At 64.1% G+C, this 18,309-nt stretch carries 14 protein-coding genes; 7 read left to right on the forward strand and 7 right to left on the reverse strand.

The genetic code is table 11. From position 1 onward, the window contains the following. Window positions 1–6 precede the first annotated feature (6 nt). Window positions 7–426 (reverse strand): Holliday junction resolvase RuvX, encoded by a 420-nt coding sequence (gene ruvX / locus B4N44_RS03340; RefSeq protein WP_296696917.1) that lies wholly within the window; start codon window positions 424–426, stop codon window positions 7–9. A 48-nt stretch (window positions 427–474) separates the two neighbouring features. Further along, on the reverse strand, window positions 475–1,038 hold the full coding sequence (locus B4N44_RS03345; RefSeq protein ID WP_296696918.1) for a YqgE/AlgH family protein: 564 nt from the start codon (window positions 1,036–1,038) through the stop codon (window positions 475–477). A gap of 199 nt (window positions 1,039–1,237) precedes the next feature. On the opposite strand from B4N44_RS03345, the gene B4N44_RS03350 reads away from it, so the two are divergent. Then, on the forward strand, window positions 1,238–1,633 hold the full coding sequence (locus tag B4N44_RS03350) for a hypothetical protein (protein WP_296696919.1): 396 nt from the start codon (window positions 1,238–1,240) through the stop codon (window positions 1,631–1,633). Window positions 1,634–2,062: 429 nt separating this feature from the next. After that, window positions 2,063–3,313 carry an IPTL-CTERM sorting domain-containing protein gene (locus B4N44_RS03355; RefSeq protein WP_296696921.1) on the forward strand — a complete coding sequence of 417 codons (1,251 nt, stop codon included), beginning with the start codon at window positions 2,063–2,065 and terminating at the stop codon, window positions 3,311–3,313. 319 nt (window positions 3,314–3,632) lie between these two features. Here the strand turns inward: B4N44_RS03355 and B4N44_RS03360 are convergent, their stop codons facing one another. The 3 genes from B4N44_RS03360 to gshB form a co-directional block, all read right to left on the reverse strand. Beyond that, window positions 3,633–4,757: an energy transducer TonB gene (locus B4N44_RS03360; RefSeq protein ID WP_296696922.1), complete on the reverse strand. Its 1,125-nt coding sequence runs from the start codon at window positions 4,755–4,757 to the stop codon at window positions 3,633–3,635. Window positions 4,758–5,128: 371 nt separating this feature from the next. Next, window positions 5,129–6,187, reverse strand: coding sequence for an FAD:protein FMN transferase (locus B4N44_RS03365; protein WP_296696924.1), 1,059 nt, complete (start codon window positions 6,185–6,187; stop codon window positions 5,129–5,131). Between the two features lie 76 nt (window positions 6,188–6,263). Next, window positions 6,264–7,220: a glutathione synthase gene (gene gshB / locus B4N44_RS03370; RefSeq protein ID WP_296696926.1), complete on the reverse strand. Its 957-nt coding sequence runs from the start codon at window positions 7,218–7,220 to the stop codon at window positions 6,264–6,266. A gap of 87 nt (window positions 7,221–7,307) precedes the next feature. Between gshB and B4N44_RS03375 the strand changes: the two genes are divergently transcribed. Then, window positions 7,308–7,727, forward strand: coding sequence for a response regulator (locus B4N44_RS03375; RefSeq protein WP_296696928.1), 420 nt, complete (start codon window positions 7,308–7,310; stop codon window positions 7,725–7,727). Continuing rightward, window positions 7,720–9,906 carry a hypothetical protein gene (locus tag B4N44_RS03380; RefSeq protein ID WP_296696930.1) on the forward strand — a complete coding sequence of 729 codons (2,187 nt, stop codon included), beginning with the start codon at window positions 7,720–7,722 and terminating at the stop codon, window positions 9,904–9,906. The genes B4N44_RS03375 and B4N44_RS03380 overlap by 8 nt, the downstream gene beginning before the upstream one ends. A 183-nt stretch (window positions 9,907–10,089) precedes the next feature. On the opposite strand, the gene B4N44_RS03385 is transcribed toward B4N44_RS03380, so the two are convergent. Beyond that, window positions 10,090–10,821, reverse strand: coding sequence for a 16S rRNA (uracil(1498)-N(3))-methyltransferase (locus B4N44_RS03385; RefSeq protein WP_296696932.1), 732 nt, complete (start codon window positions 10,819–10,821; stop codon window positions 10,090–10,092). 10 nt (window positions 10,822–10,831) lie between these two features. Then, complete coding sequence (locus B4N44_RS03390; protein ID WP_296696934.1) at window positions 10,832–11,248, reverse strand: DUF423 domain-containing protein; 417 nt, start codon at window positions 11,246–11,248, stop codon at window positions 10,832–10,834. 786 nt (window positions 11,249–12,034) lie between these two features. Here B4N44_RS03390 and B4N44_RS03395 point away from each other — a divergent pair. The 3 genes from B4N44_RS03395 (at window position 12,035) to B4N44_RS03405 (ending at window position 18,299) form a co-directional block, all read left to right on the forward strand. Beyond that, window positions 12,035–12,643 (forward strand): D-sedoheptulose-7-phosphate isomerase, encoded by a 609-nt coding sequence (locus tag B4N44_RS03395; protein ID WP_296696935.1) that lies wholly within the window; start codon window positions 12,035–12,037, stop codon window positions 12,641–12,643. Between the two features lie 774 nt (window positions 12,644–13,417). Next, entirely contained in the window at window positions 13,418–16,063 is a 2,646-nt protein-coding gene (locus tag B4N44_RS03400) for a S8 family serine peptidase (protein ID WP_296696937.1), read from the forward strand. Between the two features lie 256 nt (window positions 16,064–16,319). Continuing rightward, window positions 16,320–18,299 carry a class I SAM-dependent methyltransferase gene (locus tag B4N44_RS03405; RefSeq protein WP_296696939.1) on the forward strand — a complete coding sequence of 660 codons (1,980 nt, stop codon included), beginning with the start codon at window positions 16,320–16,322 and terminating at the stop codon, window positions 18,297–18,299. Window positions 18,300–18,309: the final 10 nt, after the last annotated feature.

Genomic DNA, 18,309 nt, shown 5'->3' on the forward strand with positions numbered 1-18,309 from the left:
TCCACTCTACCCGGCGCCATGCTCGCACAGCCAGGTTTCCAGGATCAGGGCGGCGGCAACCGCATCGACGGCATCTCGATCCGCGGATCGTCCGCGCGATGCCTCCGCGAGCTGCCGTCGTGCTTCGATCGAGGTCAGGCGCTCGTCGATGAGATGCACCGCGAGGCGAAAGCGTCCTTCGAGCTGGCGCCCGAACCGATGGATCTGCGCGGACCACTCGACCTCCTTGTCGTCCATCGTAAAGGGCAGCCCCACAACGAATGCCTCGGGTTGCCACTCGCGCACCAAGGCGGCGATACCGTCCCAATCCGGCTTGTCGTTGCGGCTGCGAAGCGTCACGAGAGGCGTGGCCGAGCCTGTGATGGTCTGGCCGACCGCGATACCGATCTTGCGCGGACCGAAGTCGAAGCCCAGTAGGGTGGTCATGCGGTGCTCGAACGTGCTCGATCCGATGGATGCCCGTGCGGACGCGCTCTACGCGTGCCCGGCTTCGCCGCTGAGTAGGTTTAGATCGACCCCCAGCAGTTGCGCCGCGGCGAGCCAGCGGGCACTCGGATCCATCCGAAAGATGATCTCGTCACTGGCCGGACCGCTCAACCAGGCGTTGGCACTCATCTCCTGCTCCAACTGACCGCTGCCCCAGCCGGCGTAACCCAGGGCGACCAGGGTCTGCTCCGGACCTTCGCCCGAGGCGATGGCTTCCAGCACGTCGCGCGAGGTGGTGACGCTGATATCCGATGTGATGCTCAGGGTCGAGTCGAAGGTCGGCCCGGAGGTGTGCAGCACGAAACCCCGATCGGTCTGGACGGGTCCACCCTGGTAGACCGGGATCTGCTCCACGTTTGGGCGCAACGCAACGATCTCGAGCTGGTCCAATAGCTCGCCGAGCCTGACGTCGAGCGGGCGGTTGATGACGATACCCATGGCGCCCTGATCGGTGTGCTCGCAGACATAGGTCACCGTTCGCGAGAAATTCGGATCCTGAAGACCCGGCATCGCGATCAGGAAGTGGTTGGTAAGCGAGGTGCTGAAGGACATGGCGTTAGTATCCCGGTCGGGGAGATCTCAAGCAAGTCCGAGGATGGTCTTGCGGCAACCGGATGTCCGGGGTAGGGTTGCGCAACAAACCGTGTTTATGGGCTCGAGGGTCCGCAACGGACGTCGGCGTTCTCCTGTGAGTTTGCACGCATCGACCGGTGCGTCGATGGTGGGGGTAAGCCCCGAGGAGTTTTGGATCATGGCACTGGCCAGAGAAGATATCGCGTTCATCAAGGAGCACCTCGGCGAGTGGCTCGTCGAGGTCTCGCTCGGCAAGCCGCCCGCAGTGTATGAGATCGAGCTGCGCGAACGCATGGTGCGGGTCGAGGAGGAGCTTAAGCATCAGCGCGAGCTGATGCGCCAAGGGTTCGAGCAGGTCGAGAAGCGATTCGAGCAAGTCGAGAAGCGCTTCGAGCAAATCGACAAGCGCTTTGAACAAGTCGAGAGACGTTTCGAGCAGATCGACAAACGTTTCGAGCAGGTCGACCGCCGATTCGACGAGCTGATCAAACGCAACGATCGCCATTTTCTGTGGTTGATTGGCTTTATCACCACCATCGCTGCGTTGATCATCGCCGCCGGCAAGCTGCTTTAAAGCTGCAGGCGCACGAGGCACCGAGCTCAATTCGCCCCGCCGATCGATTGAAATGGGGTATTTTCTGCTTCCCTAACGTTGAAATTCGGGCATGCATCGGCTAGGCTCCGTCGCATGTGTGCAGCGTTGCGCATTTACTACATCCGTGTCCTTGACGCGACTGTTTGCGGCCGGGGTTGCTGTCGCAGCCGAATGGTCGTTTAGCGGATCGTTGGTTTGGATGCGAGGCTCGCCTGGTCTTCAGATTGGTCGAGTACAGAGTCCGTTAGGCTCGGGGCGGTCCGGGCCAAATCGCGATCGGCGATTTTCCGGGCGGTTTCGGGGATTCGCTTGAGTCCAGTTCATAGAGACACCGCCGTTTTTTGATGCCTTGGTGCGGGTATCTCGATAGTGTCACGTGCTCGTCAACATTACAGGGAGTCATTGCTCATGCGAATTCGTTTGGCCCTTCCTTTGACCGGACTGCTGCTTGCGCCGTCATTTTTCTTATCCGGGGCGGTGTTTGCTGCCGACTGCGTCCCGGGTGTCGCTTCAGCGGGAACCTGTACGGTTCCTGCCAATGTGTTTAAAGTCAGCTTCGAGGCATGGGGCGGAGGTGGCCGGGGTGGAGCCCGCAGCGTGGGATCCGGCGGCGGCGGTGGTGCCGGTTCATTCTGCGGCAACCTCGAAGTCCCGGTCCAGCCGGGCGACGACCTCGCGATTACAATCGGCGCCGGCGGAAACTCGGCATCGGGTAACGGTGGCGCATCAAGCGTCGTTTCCGGTGCCGAAACGCTGGTCAGTGCAGCGGGCGGCACTGGTGTGGGTAGTTCCGCGACCGGTGGTAATGGCGGCGCGGCGTGCACGATTACCGGTGCAATCGGTTATGCCGGAGGTCGTGGAGGTAATGGCGCGACAGTCGGCGGCGGCGGCGGAGGTGGTGGTGGTGCCGGCTCCGGCAGCAACGGCAGCAACGGCGGCAATGGTACAGTGACAGCGGCCGGGGTCGGGGGGGAAGGCGGTACCGGGGCAACTCCGGGTGGTGCAGGAGGGCAGGGTGCCGGCAGAATAGTCGACGAAGCGGTTGCCGGCTCGGCCCCTGGCGGTGGTGGCGGCGGTCGATCCACGGTGAATAATTCGCGAGCAGATGGCGCCGCCGGCCGGGTCACCTTGGCCTTCACGGTTTCCGATCCCGATCGGGAACTCTCCGGCATCACCGTCGACGGCGGCTCAGACCCGGTCAATGTACCTGCCGATGGCACAACTTCGGCGACGATCGCGGTCACGGTTCTGGATGAGGACGAAAATCCGCTCTCTGGATCCGTAGTTCTGTCCGCGGACAGCGCGACGACCGTGATTACCCCGGTGGAACTCCCGACAACAATCCGGTCCTCAGCGCCCTCCGTCGGTGCCTCCGGTACGGCTCCCTTGATCAACGGCGTTGCGACCTTCACCGTTACCAACACGGTTGTCGAGAGTGTAACCTACAGCGCGAAAGCCTACACCGACCCGGATCAGCCCACGCCGGCGAACGGGTTCGCACCGGCCGCCATTGTCACCATCGGTGACGGTGTGATTGTGACCTTCGAGGATCTGCCTCCCCCTGTCGCCATCCCGACCATGAGCGCCTACGGCCTCTTGGCGATGACCGGTCTACTCGGCCTGCTTGCGGGTTGGCATCAGCGCCGTCGGCGCGGCTGATCCTCTCCGTCGCTGGAAACGCCGCCGGTTCCGCAAGGAGCCGGCGGCTTTTTGGGGTCTGGTCTCGGTCGGTGCTCCCGATACCCGGCGCGTTCGGCCATTTCCGGAGAATCTTGTCATCGACGCAGTGTGGGTCGGACTTAAGTCCGACTCGGCGGTATCGCCCTCCTGCGGCGTCCTTGTCGGGCTCAAGCCCGACCCACGGTGGGTCTAAAGAATTTCACGGAAAACACCTGAAGCCCTTCGTCGGGGTGAAGGCCTGTCTATAGACTCTCCGATCGATGCGATGCGCGAAGGTGTCTCGTCGCGCTGCCCCTGCTCACTGCTCCCAACCCAACCCCCCGCCGCGCAAAAACTGCCAGGTTCGCACGATATCGAGCACGTCCGTCTCCGCGGCGATGTCGGGCGGGAAGGGGGAGTAGGGCGCTGCAAGCTCCACGATCCGCACGGCCGCCTCGTCGAGCAGGTCGTAACCCGACGAGCGCACGACTCGAATCTGCTCCACGCTGCCGTCCGAGCGCACGGCGACATGCAGGATCAGGCTGCCGAACATGCGTTGATCTCGGGCTGCTTGCGGATAATTGAGGTTGCCGATGCGCTCCACCTTGCGCGCCCAGGCGCCCAGATAGCTCGCATACCGAAACTCCCGCGTGCTCGCACTCACCGACTTGCGCCGGACGCGGCTTGCATAGGCGGCGGTCTTGGCCTGGAGGTTGGCCGTGAGTCGATCGATTTCCTCGCCGCGGCTGGCGAGGATCGTAGCCGCGTCGACCGCTGTTTCCCGGGCGGGGATCTCCCGCGCGGCCAGCGGGTCGGGAGGAGGGAGTGGCTCGGGTTGGATCTCGGGTGCGGGTTCGGGCGGAGGCTCCACGCGTGCGAGCGTCTCGAGGTCCAGCGCGGGCGGCTCAGTGATCTCCGTCGGGTCCGGAGAAATCGTCTCGACATCGATCGGCTCGAGTGGCGCATCGACGGCGTCTGCATCGAGCCTGCTCGGTGGCGGCTCCGTGACGGCCGGGTCTCGATCGGCCGATGTGTCGGTCTCCGGCTCCGGCTCGACAGTCGACTCTTCGACCGACTCGATCCGCGTCTCTGGGATGGGTGTCGGAGGCTCGGTCGCCTCGATGTCTTCCGAGACGATCGCGTTCGGGTCGTCGTAGACGGCATTTCCGCTGGACGACGCGCCAGAACGATCGATCCGCGAGAGGGCTGCGTCCGGAGATGCCGAACCCCGACCGGCGTCCCGCAAGATCAAGATCTCCAGCGCCGATTCCGCGACGCCGCTCGCCTCGGTTCGGGGTGGCTCGAAGGAGACGAGGGTGATCGCACTGACATGCAGCAGTGTGGCGGCCAACAGGGCTATCGTGAGGGTCAAGCCCGAGGAGTCGTGACGGGGCGTCGCGAGGAGCGTGCGTTGCATCAGCGGATCGGGCGAGCGGGTGGGCATGAATGTGGATCGATTTCCAGAAAATGCCGCCGTCGTAGGTTGTGCTGACGCTAGGAAGCAAAACGTCCGCCGACGGTTGGTTGTGCTTCGCGCGGCTCTACCCGTCCGGCCCTGAAATGTCGGAGCTGTAGAGGCGGCTTAAGTCGCCCCGACACGTCGGTGAGTCCTTGGGAGCGGCTCACAAACAACCGAAATTCGTAGGATGGGTAGAGCGAAGCGAAACCCATCCAGTCCGCGCCAAGGGCATCGGACCGAAACCCGAGAACACAGCGGTTTGGAGGATGGGTTTCGCTGACGCTCTATTCATCCTCCGCATTCATCAAGGTTTGGAGGATGGGTTTCGCTGACGCTCTACCCATCCTACGCACTCATCAAGGCGCGATCCGAGCACCTGTGTCGACCAATTCGATCCGATCGGCCATTGCTGCGTTCATGTGCAGTGTGCCTTCGGCATCGACGAGCAGGACATAGCGGATGTCCATCGCGCGCGCCACCGTCTCCCAATCGGTCGGTCCGGCGACGAACATGGCCGTGGCCGCCGCCGCCGCGGTGGTCGCATCCCGATGCAGAACGGTCACCGAGCGGGTGCCGCGCGCGGGCGAGCCGGTTCGCGGATCGATGATTGCGTGGTAGATCTCGCCCTTGAACACGAAGTTCCGGTCGTAGTCGGCCTTGGTGACGAGGCTTTCGTCGCCCCCCATCGGCACGATGGCGAGCACCCCTGAACCGCTGGGTCGACGAATCGTGATCCGCCAGGGCTGGCCGCTGCGATCGCCGATCACGCGGACCTCGCCGCCGGCCTTGATCAGTGCGCTCTTGATCCCGAGCTCACGTAGGTGCTCGATGGCAAGATCCATGGCATGGCTCTTGGCGATGCTGTCGAAATCCAGCTTGATGGCCGGGTTGTGGCCGTGCAGCTCGAGCCCCTCGATATCGATCTGGCTCATCCCGGGCGCTGCCGCGACCAAACGTTCGATGTGCTGTGCGGGGGGCGGCGGGCGGCTGCGTACCGCGTCGGCATGAAATCCCCAGAGATCCATCAAATAGCCGATGGCGGGGTTGAAAAGTCCGCCGCTTTGCTCTTCGAAGTCCTTGCTCAGGCGAACCAACGGCATGGTCGACGGGGGGGCCACGAAAGGCTCCTCGGTCAGCAGCATCTGATTGACCCGTCCCATCGGACCGGGTTGCCAGGAATGCCATGCGTCCTGCAGGAAGGCGAAGTCCTGCTGGACCAGGGATGCCGCCTGTTGGGCCTGTTGCCGGTCGACGCCGACGAGGCTCAGATCGACCAGGCCTCCGAAGGCGTCGAATCGGATGGTGGTGACCGGGGTCTCTTGTCCGCAGGCGGCGAGTCCGAAGAGGGTCGCCGCGACCGCACACAATAGGGGCACGCGCCGAGGCCGGTCGGGGCGGGAGGATGAATACAGCACGGACACCTCCGGGAATGGGTTGCCGGTCGCGGTCGCTCGCGAGGCCGAGCGGTTTGGGTGACCGGTGGGCAAGGTCTCAGGTGCGACGCATGACTCGGGCCTGAATCGCGTCCATCAGATCACCCGCGATGTCGGTCCCGTAGGCGGCATCGATCTCGCGGATACAGGTCGGGCTGGTGACGTTGACCTCGGTCAGGAAGTCCCCGATCACGTCCAGGCCGGCGAAGAGGATCTCGCGTGCGCGCAGCTCCGGACCCACCTGTGCGGCGATCCAGCGATCCCGCTCGGTCAAGGGTCGAGCCTCGGCGGAGGCTCCGGCCGCGAGGTTGCCGCGCGTCTCGCCCGGCGCGGGGATGCGCGCGAGACAATAGGGCGCGGGCTCGCCGTCCACCATCAGGATCCGCTTGTCGCCGTCGCGGATCTCCGGAATGAAGCGTTGGGCCATGCAGTAGCGTCGGCCGTGCAGTGTCAGCGACTCGATGATGACGCTGAGGTTCGGGTCGTCCGTGCGCACGCGAAACACCGAGGCCCCGCCCATGCCGTCGAGCGGCTTGAGGATGATGTCGCCGTGCTCGCGATGGAAGTCCCGAATCGGCGCGGCGCGGCGCGTGATCAGGGTGGGCGGTGTACACTGAGGAAAGGCCGCAGTGAAGACCTTTTCATTGGCGTCGCGCAAACTGCGCGGGTGATTGACGACCAAACAGCCGGCCGCGTGGGCCTGCTCGAGGAGATAGGTCGTGAAGATATACTCGATGTCGAACGGCGGGTCCTTGCGCATCAACACCGCGCCCAGCGCATCGAGCGGGCGCTCGATCTCGGCCCCGAGACGATACCAACCCGCGGGGTCGTCCGTGACCTCGAGCGAGCGCATCCGCGCCAGGGTGCGTCCGTCGCGCAACGACAGATCCGCAACCTCCATGTACCACAGCGGCCAGCCGCGCCTCTGCGCAGCCAACAGCATGGCGAAGGTACTGTCCTTCTTGATGTTGATGGATCCGATCGGATCCATCACGACGCCGAGATCGATAGACATGCACGCGAGTGTACTTCAGTGGTCGGGGGCTTGTCAGGGATGATGACGAGGGTTCCGGCTCCGTCGGACTCGCGTGCATCGGATCTGTTGCTTGATCCCTTGCCCGATGCGTCGCCCGCCGCGCGCGTTGCGCAAGACGATGCCTGCATTCTGTTGGCGGACGACAGCCCGGTAGCGCGCCGTTTTGCCGCCAAGCTCCTGCGCGCTCGGGGTTACCGCGTCGAGGTTGCGCGCGACGGTTTCGATGCGCTCGGCATGGTGTTCGCGGTGAACCCCGACCTTCTGCTGCTCGATAGCGGGATGCCGCGGCTGGACGGCTTTCAAGTCTGCGCTCTCGTGAAGCGCGCCCCCGGGTTTGCCGCTCTGCCGGTGGTCATCCTCTCGGATTGCGGTGGGCTTTACGCCCGCGTTCGGGCTCGACTGGCCGGGTCGCGGTCTTGCCTCGCGAAGCCGTTCACGGCCGACGAGCTGTTGAATACCGTAGCCGGGGCACTGCACGATGGCTGACCCGCGCGCCGCCGTCGATCTCGACGCCGAGACGTCTCGTGCGACGACGAACCTGCAGACACTTGCCGAGGTGATGCTGCGGGTGCGCCCGATGTTTCACCGCAGTTTGGTCGACTGGTATCGAGACGCAACGGATCCGCACGGCTTGACGCAGCTCGAGGAGCTGTTTCGACAATTGAACGCCGGCCTGGGGAGCGGCGTTCTGGCAGACCTCTTCGGCCTGGCCGAGATCTTCGCGGCGGCGCTGCGTGACGGGCGGCTGGACTGCGATGCGGGTATGCGCTCCTTGATGGGGCAGCTCGATCGGGTCTTGAAGCCATTTGCGCAGCAGCCGCCCCTGTGGCCGGAGGTCGAGGCCCGAGCGCTGATCGAGCGGCTGTTGGATCTCCTGGGGGGCTTGGAGCCGGAAGACCGCCGGCTGGTCGATCTGGTCGCCGTCTATCGCGCGTCCGAGGCGATTCGCGCGGCGCAAAGCCCGCATCGCGATCGACCTGCGCAATCCTCTGAGGATGACACGGATCGCATCGACGGGCGGCTTGTCGAGCTCGTCGCCCTCGAGGAGCTGCTCGAGCGGATCGACCGCGGCGATTTCCTGGATCCGGCGGCGCTGGATGCCGCCTACGCGGCGCTCCACGAGGTCGTCGGTGTGCTGGATCCGAGCGATTCCCGTCGGCTTGCACCACGTCTGGCCGCGATCGCAGACCAGGTGAAGGCGCTGGTGTCGGCAGAGGCGACCGAGCAGTCGATGCGTCTGGAGGCTCTGGCCGCCGACCTGCTCGCCTTGGAATCGATCCTGCAAGCGTGTGTCGATGAAGGTGTCGCCTCCGAAGCGTCTTCGCTCGGTTCCGGAATGGAGCCGGCCGAGCTGACACTCGCCGCCTTGCGCGAGCTGGATGGGGAGCTTCTCGGGGTGAGCGAGCTGTTGTTCGGACGGGGCATCGAAGACCTGTCGACGCGCTCGGATGCGGTCGTGCCAATGCTCGCCCGCATCGCAGGTGTCCTGCGCCTGCTCGGGTTGGCCGACGCTGGCGATCTTGCGGCGGCCTGTGAAGACCGGGTGCGTCGAGACGACAGGGTCCGCGATGCGCGCTCGGTCGCTGTCGTTCTCGATCCGTTGGCTGAGGCGCTGGCGTGTTTGCGGCGAGAGATCGGCGCTGGCGTGGCCGCAGGGCTTGCGGTTCCGTCTCCGACGGGGTGCGTCGAGCAGGCGTTGATTGCGCTCGCACGGGCAATCGAGCAGACCTCCGCTCCGAGCAGTCCACCCGAAGCGCCGAGCGGCATGTCTTCGGATGTGCCGAGTCTCAACCGCGCCGCGCCCCCCGCGCAGGAGAGGATCGCTCCGGAGCTCATGGAGCTCTTTGTCGAGGTGATCGACGAGGACATGCCCTCCGATCGGGAGCGGCTGGCCGGTTGGACGCTCGACGCGCCGGACACCTCGTCCGTGAACGGACTCAAGCGCACCTCCTCCTCCGCCGAGGTCGACAGCCTGTCGGCATTGGTCCCTTTGGATGGTTTGACGCGATCGGGCGCTGCCCCGCAGATCCCCATCGAGGATCTGCTCGATACCTTCGAGGCCGCGCCGGAGACACCGAGCGAATGGGCGCTGCCCGATGTCGACGACTCACACGACATCGATTCAGGCGACTTGCTCGCGCGCTCGGAGCAGGCTCTCGGCGAGGAGCTTGAGCAGGCCTTCTCCGCGCTCCTCGACCCGGCGACGGAGCCTTCGGAGGATCCGGCAGCCGATCCTGCGCTCATCCCGTCGGCGCCGCCGACACCGGAGGCGAATCCGATCTCGGCGTCGGCCTCTTTGCTGGAGCAGATTGTCGAGATCGCACGCTGTCGCTCCGAGCTGGACATCACCCATGCGCAACTGGTCTCCGGCTTGGACGCACTCGACCTTGGCTTGGCGCGTCTGCGCGACCTTGTCGATCGCCTCGCGAACGAGCCACACCCGGGCACCGTGCCGAGCGGCGAAGGCGTGGACGATCGGGGCAAGTCAGTCGATCAGCGTGAATTTTGCGGTCGCGTGGGCGAGATCCTCGATGACCTGGAGAGCGTCAGACGCGGGTTGATCGCCGATCGACAGGCCTCCGACAAGCCGCGGGCGCGACAAACCAAACTCCTGGGAGCCGTCTTGGATGCCTTGGTCAAGCTGAATCTGGAGTCACCGGATTAAACCGCGCCCGGCGCGGTATGCGTCGTTTGTTGGATGAGCTTGGTCGCGTCGGCTCCGATCATTGTCGGAGCCGGCGCGGTTTAAATGATTAAAAAATTCACCTAAACCGCGTCTCAGCGGGATCGAGGATATCTCTGAAGCCAAACGCACACTGAAAACGACGCATGTCGCTCTGGACGCGGTTTAGTCGCCCAGATCCCCCCAGAGTGCTTGGATGACGGCGATTGCGGCCAGCGGTGCGGTTTCGGTCCGCAGGATCCGCGGCCCCAGGCGCACCCCCTCGAACCCCCGATCCCGAGCGCTCGCGCGTTCGCGCGGGCTCAGCCCGCCTTCCGGGCCGATCAGCAGGGTGATGTTCGCCGCCGGAGCAGGCAAAGCGGTCAAGGGCCGAGCCGCCCCCGGGTCGAGCAGCAGTCCGCCGCCTACATGGTCGATCAACCAGTCCGCATAGGATGCCGCAGTGGCGAGATGCGGCAGGCGTCGCCGCCCCGACTGCTCGCAGGCCCCGACGAGGATGCCGCGCCAGTGATCGAGACGCCGCTCGAGTCTCGGGCCGCTCAGGCGGACCTGACTCCGCTCGGTGAACAGAGGCGTCATGCGGTTCACACCGAGCTCGACGGACTTCTGCAGCGCGTAATCCATCCGCTCGCCTTTGGAGACGCCGAGCGCGAGGTGGATATCCAGCGGCGCGATCGGCTCCGGCGCCCCGGGCGTGCCGACCCGGACACGCGTCGCGCCGCGGTCGGCGCGAGTCAGGTGCGCCGGGTAGTCGGATCCGTCGCCGTTGAACAACACCAAAGGCGCATCGGGCGGCAGGCGCAGAACTTGGGTGAGGTGACGGGCTTGAGCCGACGGCAACTCCAGGGCTGCGCCGGGCTCCAAGGGCAGGTCGACGTAGATTCGCGGGATTCGCATCGACGAGCCGTCAATCCGCTCCGGAACCGGAGTCCGCTTGGCTGCGCCCCTGGGCGCCCCGGGCACCGACGACGAGCAGCGCCCAACCCACAAGGAGGAGCACGCCGCCGATCGGGGTGATGATCCCGATCGCACGCTGATCCGTCAGCACGAGTACAAAAAGGCTGCCGCTGAACAGCAGGATGCCGACCAGAAAGGCCCCCGCGGCCCGGTGCACGAGCCCATCATCGGGGCGCTGCAGCAGCCACAGCCCACAGGCCAGGATCGCAAGCGCGTGCAGGCCCAAGTAGTCCGTCGCGGTGGCCCAGTTCGCCAGTCGTTCCGGACTCACGAGGTCACGCAGACCGTGCGCCCCGAAGGCCCCCAAGGCGACCGCGACGAACCCGCAGGCCGCGCCGGTCGTCAACCAAAAGCGTGGTCGATTCATCTTCCAAATTCTCTGCCGTGATCGAAGTCATTGACACGGCCTAATAAGATAAATTTATGAAAGCAGGCCAAAATTCTGTTTTGACCGCGAAGGGGGCAGTCTCTAACCTCGAACCAGCTCATCGATCGGCCGGGACGACGTCAAAGAATACTACCCCGATCACGGATGTGAAGGGCGAGGAAAGCGCGACGGGACCCAAGCATCGACCGACTGAATCGCGATCCGTCGGCATCCGGGTTTCGGGTCGGACCGACACCGGATGAACGACACGTTTGTAGACGAGGAGAGCTGGACATGCTTCGTCAACTCGGTCTATCACAATAAGACCAAGACCTGGACCTGCTGCTAGCGGGCCGAAGTTGACACGAGCACACTGTTCAAACAACGAAGCCAACCGGGCCTTGTGCCCCGAGTCGGCTCGCCATTGACCGGACGCCGCGAGGCGTCCGGTTTTTTTGTGTGCGCCGTAGCCGTTCCCGAGTGTGGATCGGACTTCAGTCCGACACCGCCCTTGTTCGCGTTCATGCGTAGTGGCACAGTAGACCTGCCCTCCAGCGATGCCCTTTACAACGCCCTTGACCACCGCACCCAACGATCGCGCGCGCACGGGTGACCGTCAGAGGCGTTTGAGCGGCTGTAAGAGCCCAGGGCGCAGCGTTGGATGCGACCCAACGCATCGAACGGGATTGCCGGTCTGCATCCCGAGACATCGTCATCCATATTTTCGTGTCGGTGCCCTTCATCGAAATACCGGTGTCCACCGCCGATGCGGTCGACCGAGTCCTCATGAACGACACCAAAAAGCACCCACATCAAGATCTTGCTGCCATGCTTGCCGACCGACTCGGCGCGACCGCAGCCCTCGTCGAGGCCGTCCGGGGCGACGCCGAGCTGCTTGCCGCCACGGTCGATGCCGCGGCGCGCACCGCCGAGTCCATCCGCAACGGCGGCACACTCTTCATCTGCGGCAACGGCGGTAGTGCCGGCGAGGCCACCCACCTCAGCGGCGAGCTGATCGGTCCTTTCCTCAACAAGACACGCCGTCCCATCCCGGCCGTTGCACTGGGGTTCGATACCAGCGCCCTGACCGCGGTGGCCAATGATTTCTCCTTCGCCGAGATCTTCTCGCGCCCGCTCACCGCCTTGGCCCGGCCCGGCGACGTGCTCTGGGCGCTGTCCACCAGCGGGCGGTCGCCCAACATCGTCAGGGTGCTCGAAGCTGCCGCCGAGGCTCGCGTGCTCAGCGTGCTCCTGACGGGCGCACGACATGCCGACCTCATCGCGCCGGCGGATCTCCTGCTTTCGGTCCCGTCGCGCGAGACGCCGAGGATTCAGGAGCTTCATCTGGTTCTCGGGCATTTTCTATGTGAGGCCGTCGAGGCGTTGGCCTGTTGAGTGCGCACCGGGCGCCGAGTCGCCGCAGGGTCACGAGTCGTGCCTGTCGTTCCTGCCGTTGACAAGATACCGAACAAGCGGGCTCATCTTGCCGGCAACGAGGTTGTCGGATCAAAGCGGACTCAAGTATCTGAATACGCGAATTTTGCCGGTCACGGGTCGAGCTGTCCGCACAGACCATTCGAGTCAGTCGTGCTCTTGCCGTCTCCGCGGCGTGAAACGCTGGTCCGATGACTCGATCGGCTTGGTGCAGCTTATCTCGGATGCAGTCAAGCGCGGAGAGTGCGCACGCGGAGTCGGGTTGGTCGATGAGTTCGAGAAGCGCTGAAAAGGTCACTTTTACCCATCGCAGCACAGCGTTGTCGTCGGCCAGATCTTGCTTGGAAGTGCGATTGTGTCTCAGCCGTCCCTGGAGGAACCGGTCGATCTCTCGGGCCGGATCATTCTCGAGTGCGCAAGGATCTCTCGCCTAAACTTAACCAGATAGACTCCCGGGTAGTTTTGGCAACCGCCTGGATGGGCTCAGCGCAGCCAGGCGGAGTTGAGGCTGCCGTCACAAGACCGATCTATCACGGCGTCGGCCGCTGACGATAAGATGGACAGTGCGGCGGGTGCGAGGCATCCTAGTTTCTGGGCTGGTTCGACCGTGCATGGGAACATACATGTTGTCGATGGATGCCTTTTTCGGAGGCGAATCCAGACTCCGAAATCTCTCCAATATGGAATCTAGAGGGTAAGAAAATGACGACGAAGACATCTGTTCGGTGGATGCTCATGGTCCTCGTCTTGACAGGAGGTTTGATCGCCGCCGGCATTGCGGCGGAATCCGGGGAAGATTTGAATGCGTCCCCGCTTCTTTTTAAAGACTTTTCGGGTTCTGACGTCGTAGAGACACAAGACGGCGCTGTCGGCCGCTACATCGTGTTGTTTCGAGATTCGGCGTTTAGTGTTTCCGCTCTATCGGCGGGTAACCTGGAGAGCGAGGTTGCGAGCCTAAGCCGGTCCCTCGCTCAGCGATATGGCGCCAAGGTCCAGGCGCAGTGGAGCAACGCGCTCACCGGCATGGCGGTGGAGATGACCGCTAAAGCGGCTGCGGCCCTCGCCAAGGATCCCCGTGTGCTGCTGGTCGAGGAAGATGTCCCGATGTCCATCGACGGTGTCCAAAGTCCCGCAACCTGGGGCTTGGACCGGGTCGACCAGCGTGATCTTCCGCTGAACAACAGCTATTTCTACGCGAACGGCGGCGATGTCGTCACGGCCTACATCATCGATACCGGTATCCGAATCACGCACGCTGAGTTTGGCGGCAGGGCCACCTGGGGCGCCAATTTTGTCGACAGCATCGACACCGATTGTCAAAGTCACGGTACCCACGTCGCCGGCACGGTAGGCGGTAACACCTACGGTATCGCCAAGAATGTGGCGTTGGTTGCCGTAAAGGTCCTTGACTGCAACGGTTCCGGGCTAACGTCGGGTGTCATTTCCGGAGTCGACTGGGTTATCGCGAACAAGCAACTCCCTGCGGTTGCAAACATGAGCCTGGGCGGATCATATTCGGCGTCGCTGAATCTAGCTGTTAAGCGGGCGATCGATTCGGGCATTACGGTTGTCGCCGCAGCTGGAAACGACAACGAAAATGCCTGCAGCGGCTCTCCTGCATCTACTCCGGAAGCACTTACGGTTGGTGCGACCACACCCACCGATGGGCGCGCTTCTTTTTCGAACTGGGGCACCTGTCTGGATCTCTTCGCGCCTGGTGAAGGGATCACCTCGGCTTCGATATCGAGCGATACGGCAACCAGCGTGAAGAACGGGACTTCAATGGCAGCTCCTCATGTTGCCGGCGCCGCGGCCCTCTACCTCCATACGGATCCCGGGGCGTCCCCGGCTGAAGTGGCCAGCGCATTGAACACCAACGCGACCGCTGGCAAGGTTGCGAACCCGGCCACCGGCTCCCCCAATCGGCTGCTCTTCACCGGATCCGACAACTCCGTTGGCCTCACCGTCGGAAAAGCAGGATTGGGTATGGTCAGGAGCTCACCTGCCGGTATCGATTGCGGTGCGACCTGCAGCGCTAGGTTTGCGCGGAATACCCGCGTTGTTCTAACTGCCCAACCTGCCTCCGGTTACACCTTCTCCGGTTGGTCTGGAAACTGCTCCGGAACCGCGACGACTTGCACTCTCTCGATGAACGCCGAGAAGTCGGTGACCGCAACATTCGTCGATCCGCACGGAGCTAGTGAAGTATTTCCCGCGGGTGGCGTGTGGCCTGTCGGCTTCACGACTCCCTCGAGCTCACGGGCGGTGTGGAACATCGTGACCTCGCCGGTCACTGAAGGTCGATACAGTTTGCGATCCGGGACCATTCGCGACAACCAGGCCAGTTCGATCGAAGTTACGGACACCTTTGCCGCGGGAACTGTGTCGTTTGACTGGACGGTCTCCAGCGAGATCTACTTCGATGGAATCGTCTTTTCCGTCGATGGCCGATCCATCGCCAGCCTATCAGGATGTAGCACATGGTCCCCGAGCTGTTGGCGGTCTTACAGCTATCGGCTTCCCGCGGGACGGCATACCCTGAGGTGGTCTTATCAGAAGGATTTCAGCGCCACACACGGGCTCGATGCGGGCTGGCTGGACAATCTGGTGATGCCTGCGAGGGCAGGGGATGCGAACATCAATGCCGCTGTGTTGCCCTACGCTCGCGCCGTGGCGATCGGGCAGACCGCCACGGCGTTTGCCAGTGTCGTCAACGGCGGAAACACAACTGCAAGGGGTTGCAGGTTGGCCTTGCCGAGCGGTATCCCCGCGACCTTCAGCTACCAGACGACGAATGCGGGCAATGTCCTAGTCGGCGCCCCGAATACTCCGGTTGATATTGCTCCCAGGGCGACGCAGGGCTTTGTGTTCGCGATCACGCCGACAGCGGCTATGGCGGCGAGGGAGATCGCGCTCGTGTTCGACTGTGACAATACCGCTCCGGCGCCGAGCAGGGCCGGTCTCAATACCTTCATCCTCTCTGCAGCAGCGGTTGCACCGCCCGACCTTCTCGCCATTGGCGTAACGCAGAGCGGGGACGGCGTGGTCTGGCTGCCGAGTCGCACCGGCACCGGACTATTCGCGGTGGCTGCGGTCAACATCGGCAGCGGTGGGATGGTGACGGTCAGCCCCGATGATGGTGGGCGCCGCTTGCCTGTTGGGCTTCAGGTCTGCGAAACGAATCCGAGTGGTGCCTGGTTGAGTTGCGGTACTAGTCTTACCCGAATGGTCGCTGCCAATCAAACGGTCTATTACACGGTACTGGCCACCGGCAGGGGGCAGCCCATCGCGTTTGATCCGGCCAACAATCGGCTCTTTCTGCGATTCCGGGCAGGGGGAACGACTGTGGGGGCGTCCAATGTCGCGGTAACTGCGCGCTAACGTCCGAGCGCGCGCGATGCTCCGCCGAACCCGGTTGTTTTTACCGGTCGGCGGTCGCATCGCTCGATACATAGCGGGCTACCGTTTCCAGGGGCTGGCCAGTCATGAGCCGACCCACAAGCTTGTGTGAGGATTGCGGATGAAGATTGACTGGACGCCGGCTTCGCCTCGAAATTTCGCCTGTCCGGTCTGCCTTTCGGACGGTGCAAAGCGGTCGGTGCTTGCGGTCGCGTCGCCGTTCAATGCCGGAGATCTCTTGCGACTCCACGCCTGCGATGTGTGTGGAACGCTCAGCTTTCCGGGTTTAAAGCCGCCGGCCTACGAGGACGGCGCGGTGGCGGAGGATGCCGATGCCAACGCGCCCCTCTCGCAGGGCGCCATCAAGTTCTATGTCGAGCAGGGTGCGGCGCCCGACACTATGGTCGAGCCCCTGTTTTGGTTCGATCACGCAGGCATCAAGCGTTATGCGGAGGTCGGCTGCGGCTTCGGGTTCGGTTTGGACTTCGCTCGTGAGGCACTCGGCTGGGAGGTCCGCGGCTTCGATCCATCGCCGCTTGCGCGCGCCGGCCGACGTCTCCTGGATCTTCCGGTGACCTTAGACTATCTCGGTCCGGAGACCTTGCGCGGCGAGGCGCCGGTCGACGTACTGTTGGCCTCCGAGGTCATCGAGCATGTCGTGGATCCACACCGATTTCTGGACGACATCACCCCGCCCTTGGCCCCGGACGGCTGGCTGGTGATCAGCACCCCTAATGCCGCTGGTGTCCATCGGGATGCGTCTCCCGGCGCGCTGCTGCCGATTTTGACCCCCGGTTATCATCTGGTGCTCTTCAGCGAGACGGCGCTGCGCCGGCTGCTCGAGATACATGGATTTACGCAGGTCGAGATCCGAGCGTCTGAGACGAATCTCACGGCGCTTGCTTGCCGTCGTTCCCGGTCGTGCGACCTCTCTCGGACACTCGACCGGGCGCTCTACCGGGACTATCTAAAGCGCCGACTCGGCGCCCTGGATTGGGACGAGCCGCTCGCACACGGCTTTTCCGGGCGATTGATCAAGGAGCATGTCAACGCGGGCAACATCGAGCCCGCGCGGGCGGAACTCCGCCGTTTGGCCGACTGCTACCGGCGTCTTTACGACATCGATCTCGATCGTCCCGAGTCGGTCCTGGCCGAACCGACCGCAATCGAGAGTTTCGCCCACTTCGCCGCCGCGATCCCGGCGAATCTCTGTGGTTTGGCCTATCGAAGCGCCTTCATCGCGCTGCATCATGCGACGGATCCCGCACATGCGCTGGCGTATTTCGAGCTCGGCGAACGCGCCGGGTCCGCCCTGCGCAATGCCCTGCAGTCGATCGGCTCGGACGACGGCGAGACCGAGCACCTCGTCGATCTGTGCCGACTAGGCGCGCTTGAGTCTGCGATCCGCATAGCCCCGTCCGAGGCGTCCGGGCGTTTGAAGGCGGTCCGCGAGGCATTTGTCGGAGCCAACGGCGCTGACGTGTGCGCATCGCATCGCTTCGAGGGCGGGCTCGAACGCTGTTTCGTCGACCTCGTTTTCGCTGGATCTTACGCAGCGGCGAATGCCTTGGCGGATGCGCGTGGCACGACCGGGGGCAACGCACCGGAGGTTTTCGGCCGGGAGTCAGGCGAGGCGCTGGACTCGGCAGCGCTCGACCTCGCCCGCTCCTGTCACGCCCGCGGCCTACTGGCCCTGAACGATCGAAACGATGCGGCGGCAGCGCTGCCTTGGTTCCGCGCCGCCGGCGAGCACCTTCGCGCCGCACCCCTCTCCGACAGCGCGCTCGGCGCGCTTGCCGGAGCCATCGAAATGGCCCGCCTGTCGGCGCGAGCGGTGGTTGAACCCGCGGACGCCGCACTGGAATGTGCGGAGCGCCTGGCTGTGGACGCATCACCCGCACCGCAGCTCTTCGGCCTCTGCTGCGAGGTCTTCCAGCGCCTGATCCACGGCGCGTTCTACGCCGAAGCCGCGAGGCTCGAGCCCGTCATCACGCGCCACCTGCGCCACGCACCCGAGATGCTGTCGGCAGAGCTAGCCTTCGTGCTCGGGATTTTCGCCCTGAATCATGCCCTGTCCCCGGCCGACGCCTTGGGGTGGTTTGCGCAAGCGGCGCAGTTGACCCCTCCCGAGCACCCGCTGAACGAACTCGCCCTGTCCCATGCACGCCGCGCCGAGGCGGCAGTCGGCATGGGCGCAGAGTCGCGTACATCCAAGTAACTCGAGCCAC

The organism is Thiocapsa sp. UBA6158 (assembly GCF_002423035.1).
Taxonomy (GTDB): Bacteria; Pseudomonadota; Gammaproteobacteria; order Chromatiales; family Chromatiaceae; genus Thiocapsa.

Bases quoted from the DNA above. Each gene is read 5' to 3' on its own strand.
- B4N44_RS03345 (WP_296696918.1), bottom strand. From the start codon at position 1,038: ATGTCCTTCAGCACCTCGCTTACCAACCACTTCCTGATCGCGATGCCG.
- B4N44_RS03380 (WP_296696930.1), top strand. From the start codon at position 7,720: ATGGCTGACCCGCGCGCCGCCGTCGATCTCGACGCCGAGACGTCTCGT.
- B4N44_RS03355 (WP_296696921.1), top strand. From the start codon at position 2,063: ATGCGAATTCGTTTGGCCCTTCCTTTGACCGGACTGCTGCTTGCGCCG.
- B4N44_RS03400 (WP_296696937.1), top strand. From the start codon at position 13,418: ATGGTCCTCGTCTTGACAGGAGGTTTGATCGCCGCCGGCATTGCGGCG.
- B4N44_RS03360 (WP_296696922.1), bottom strand. From the start codon at position 4,757: ATGCCCACCCGCTCGCCCGATCCGCTGATGCAACGCACGCTCCTCGCG.
- B4N44_RS03385 (WP_296696932.1), bottom strand. From the start codon at position 10,821: ATGCGAATCCCGCGAATCTACGTCGACCTGCCCTTGGAGCCCGGCGCA.
- gshB (WP_296696926.1), bottom strand. From the start codon at position 7,220: ATGTCTATCGATCTCGGCGTCGTGATGGATCCGATCGGATCCATCAAC.
- B4N44_RS03395 (WP_296696935.1), top strand. From the start codon at position 12,035: ATGAACGACACCAAAAAGCACCCACATCAAGATCTTGCTGCCATGCTT.
- B4N44_RS03350 (WP_296696919.1), top strand. From the start codon at position 1,238: ATGGCACTGGCCAGAGAAGATATCGCGTTCATCAAGGAGCACCTCGGC.
- ruvX (WP_296696917.1), bottom strand. From the start codon at position 426: ATGACCACCCTACTGGGCTTCGACTTCGGTCCGCGCAAGATCGGTATC.
- B4N44_RS03390 (WP_296696934.1), bottom strand. From the start codon at position 11,248: ATGAATCGACCACGCTTTTGGTTGACGACCGGCGCGGCCTGCGGGTTC.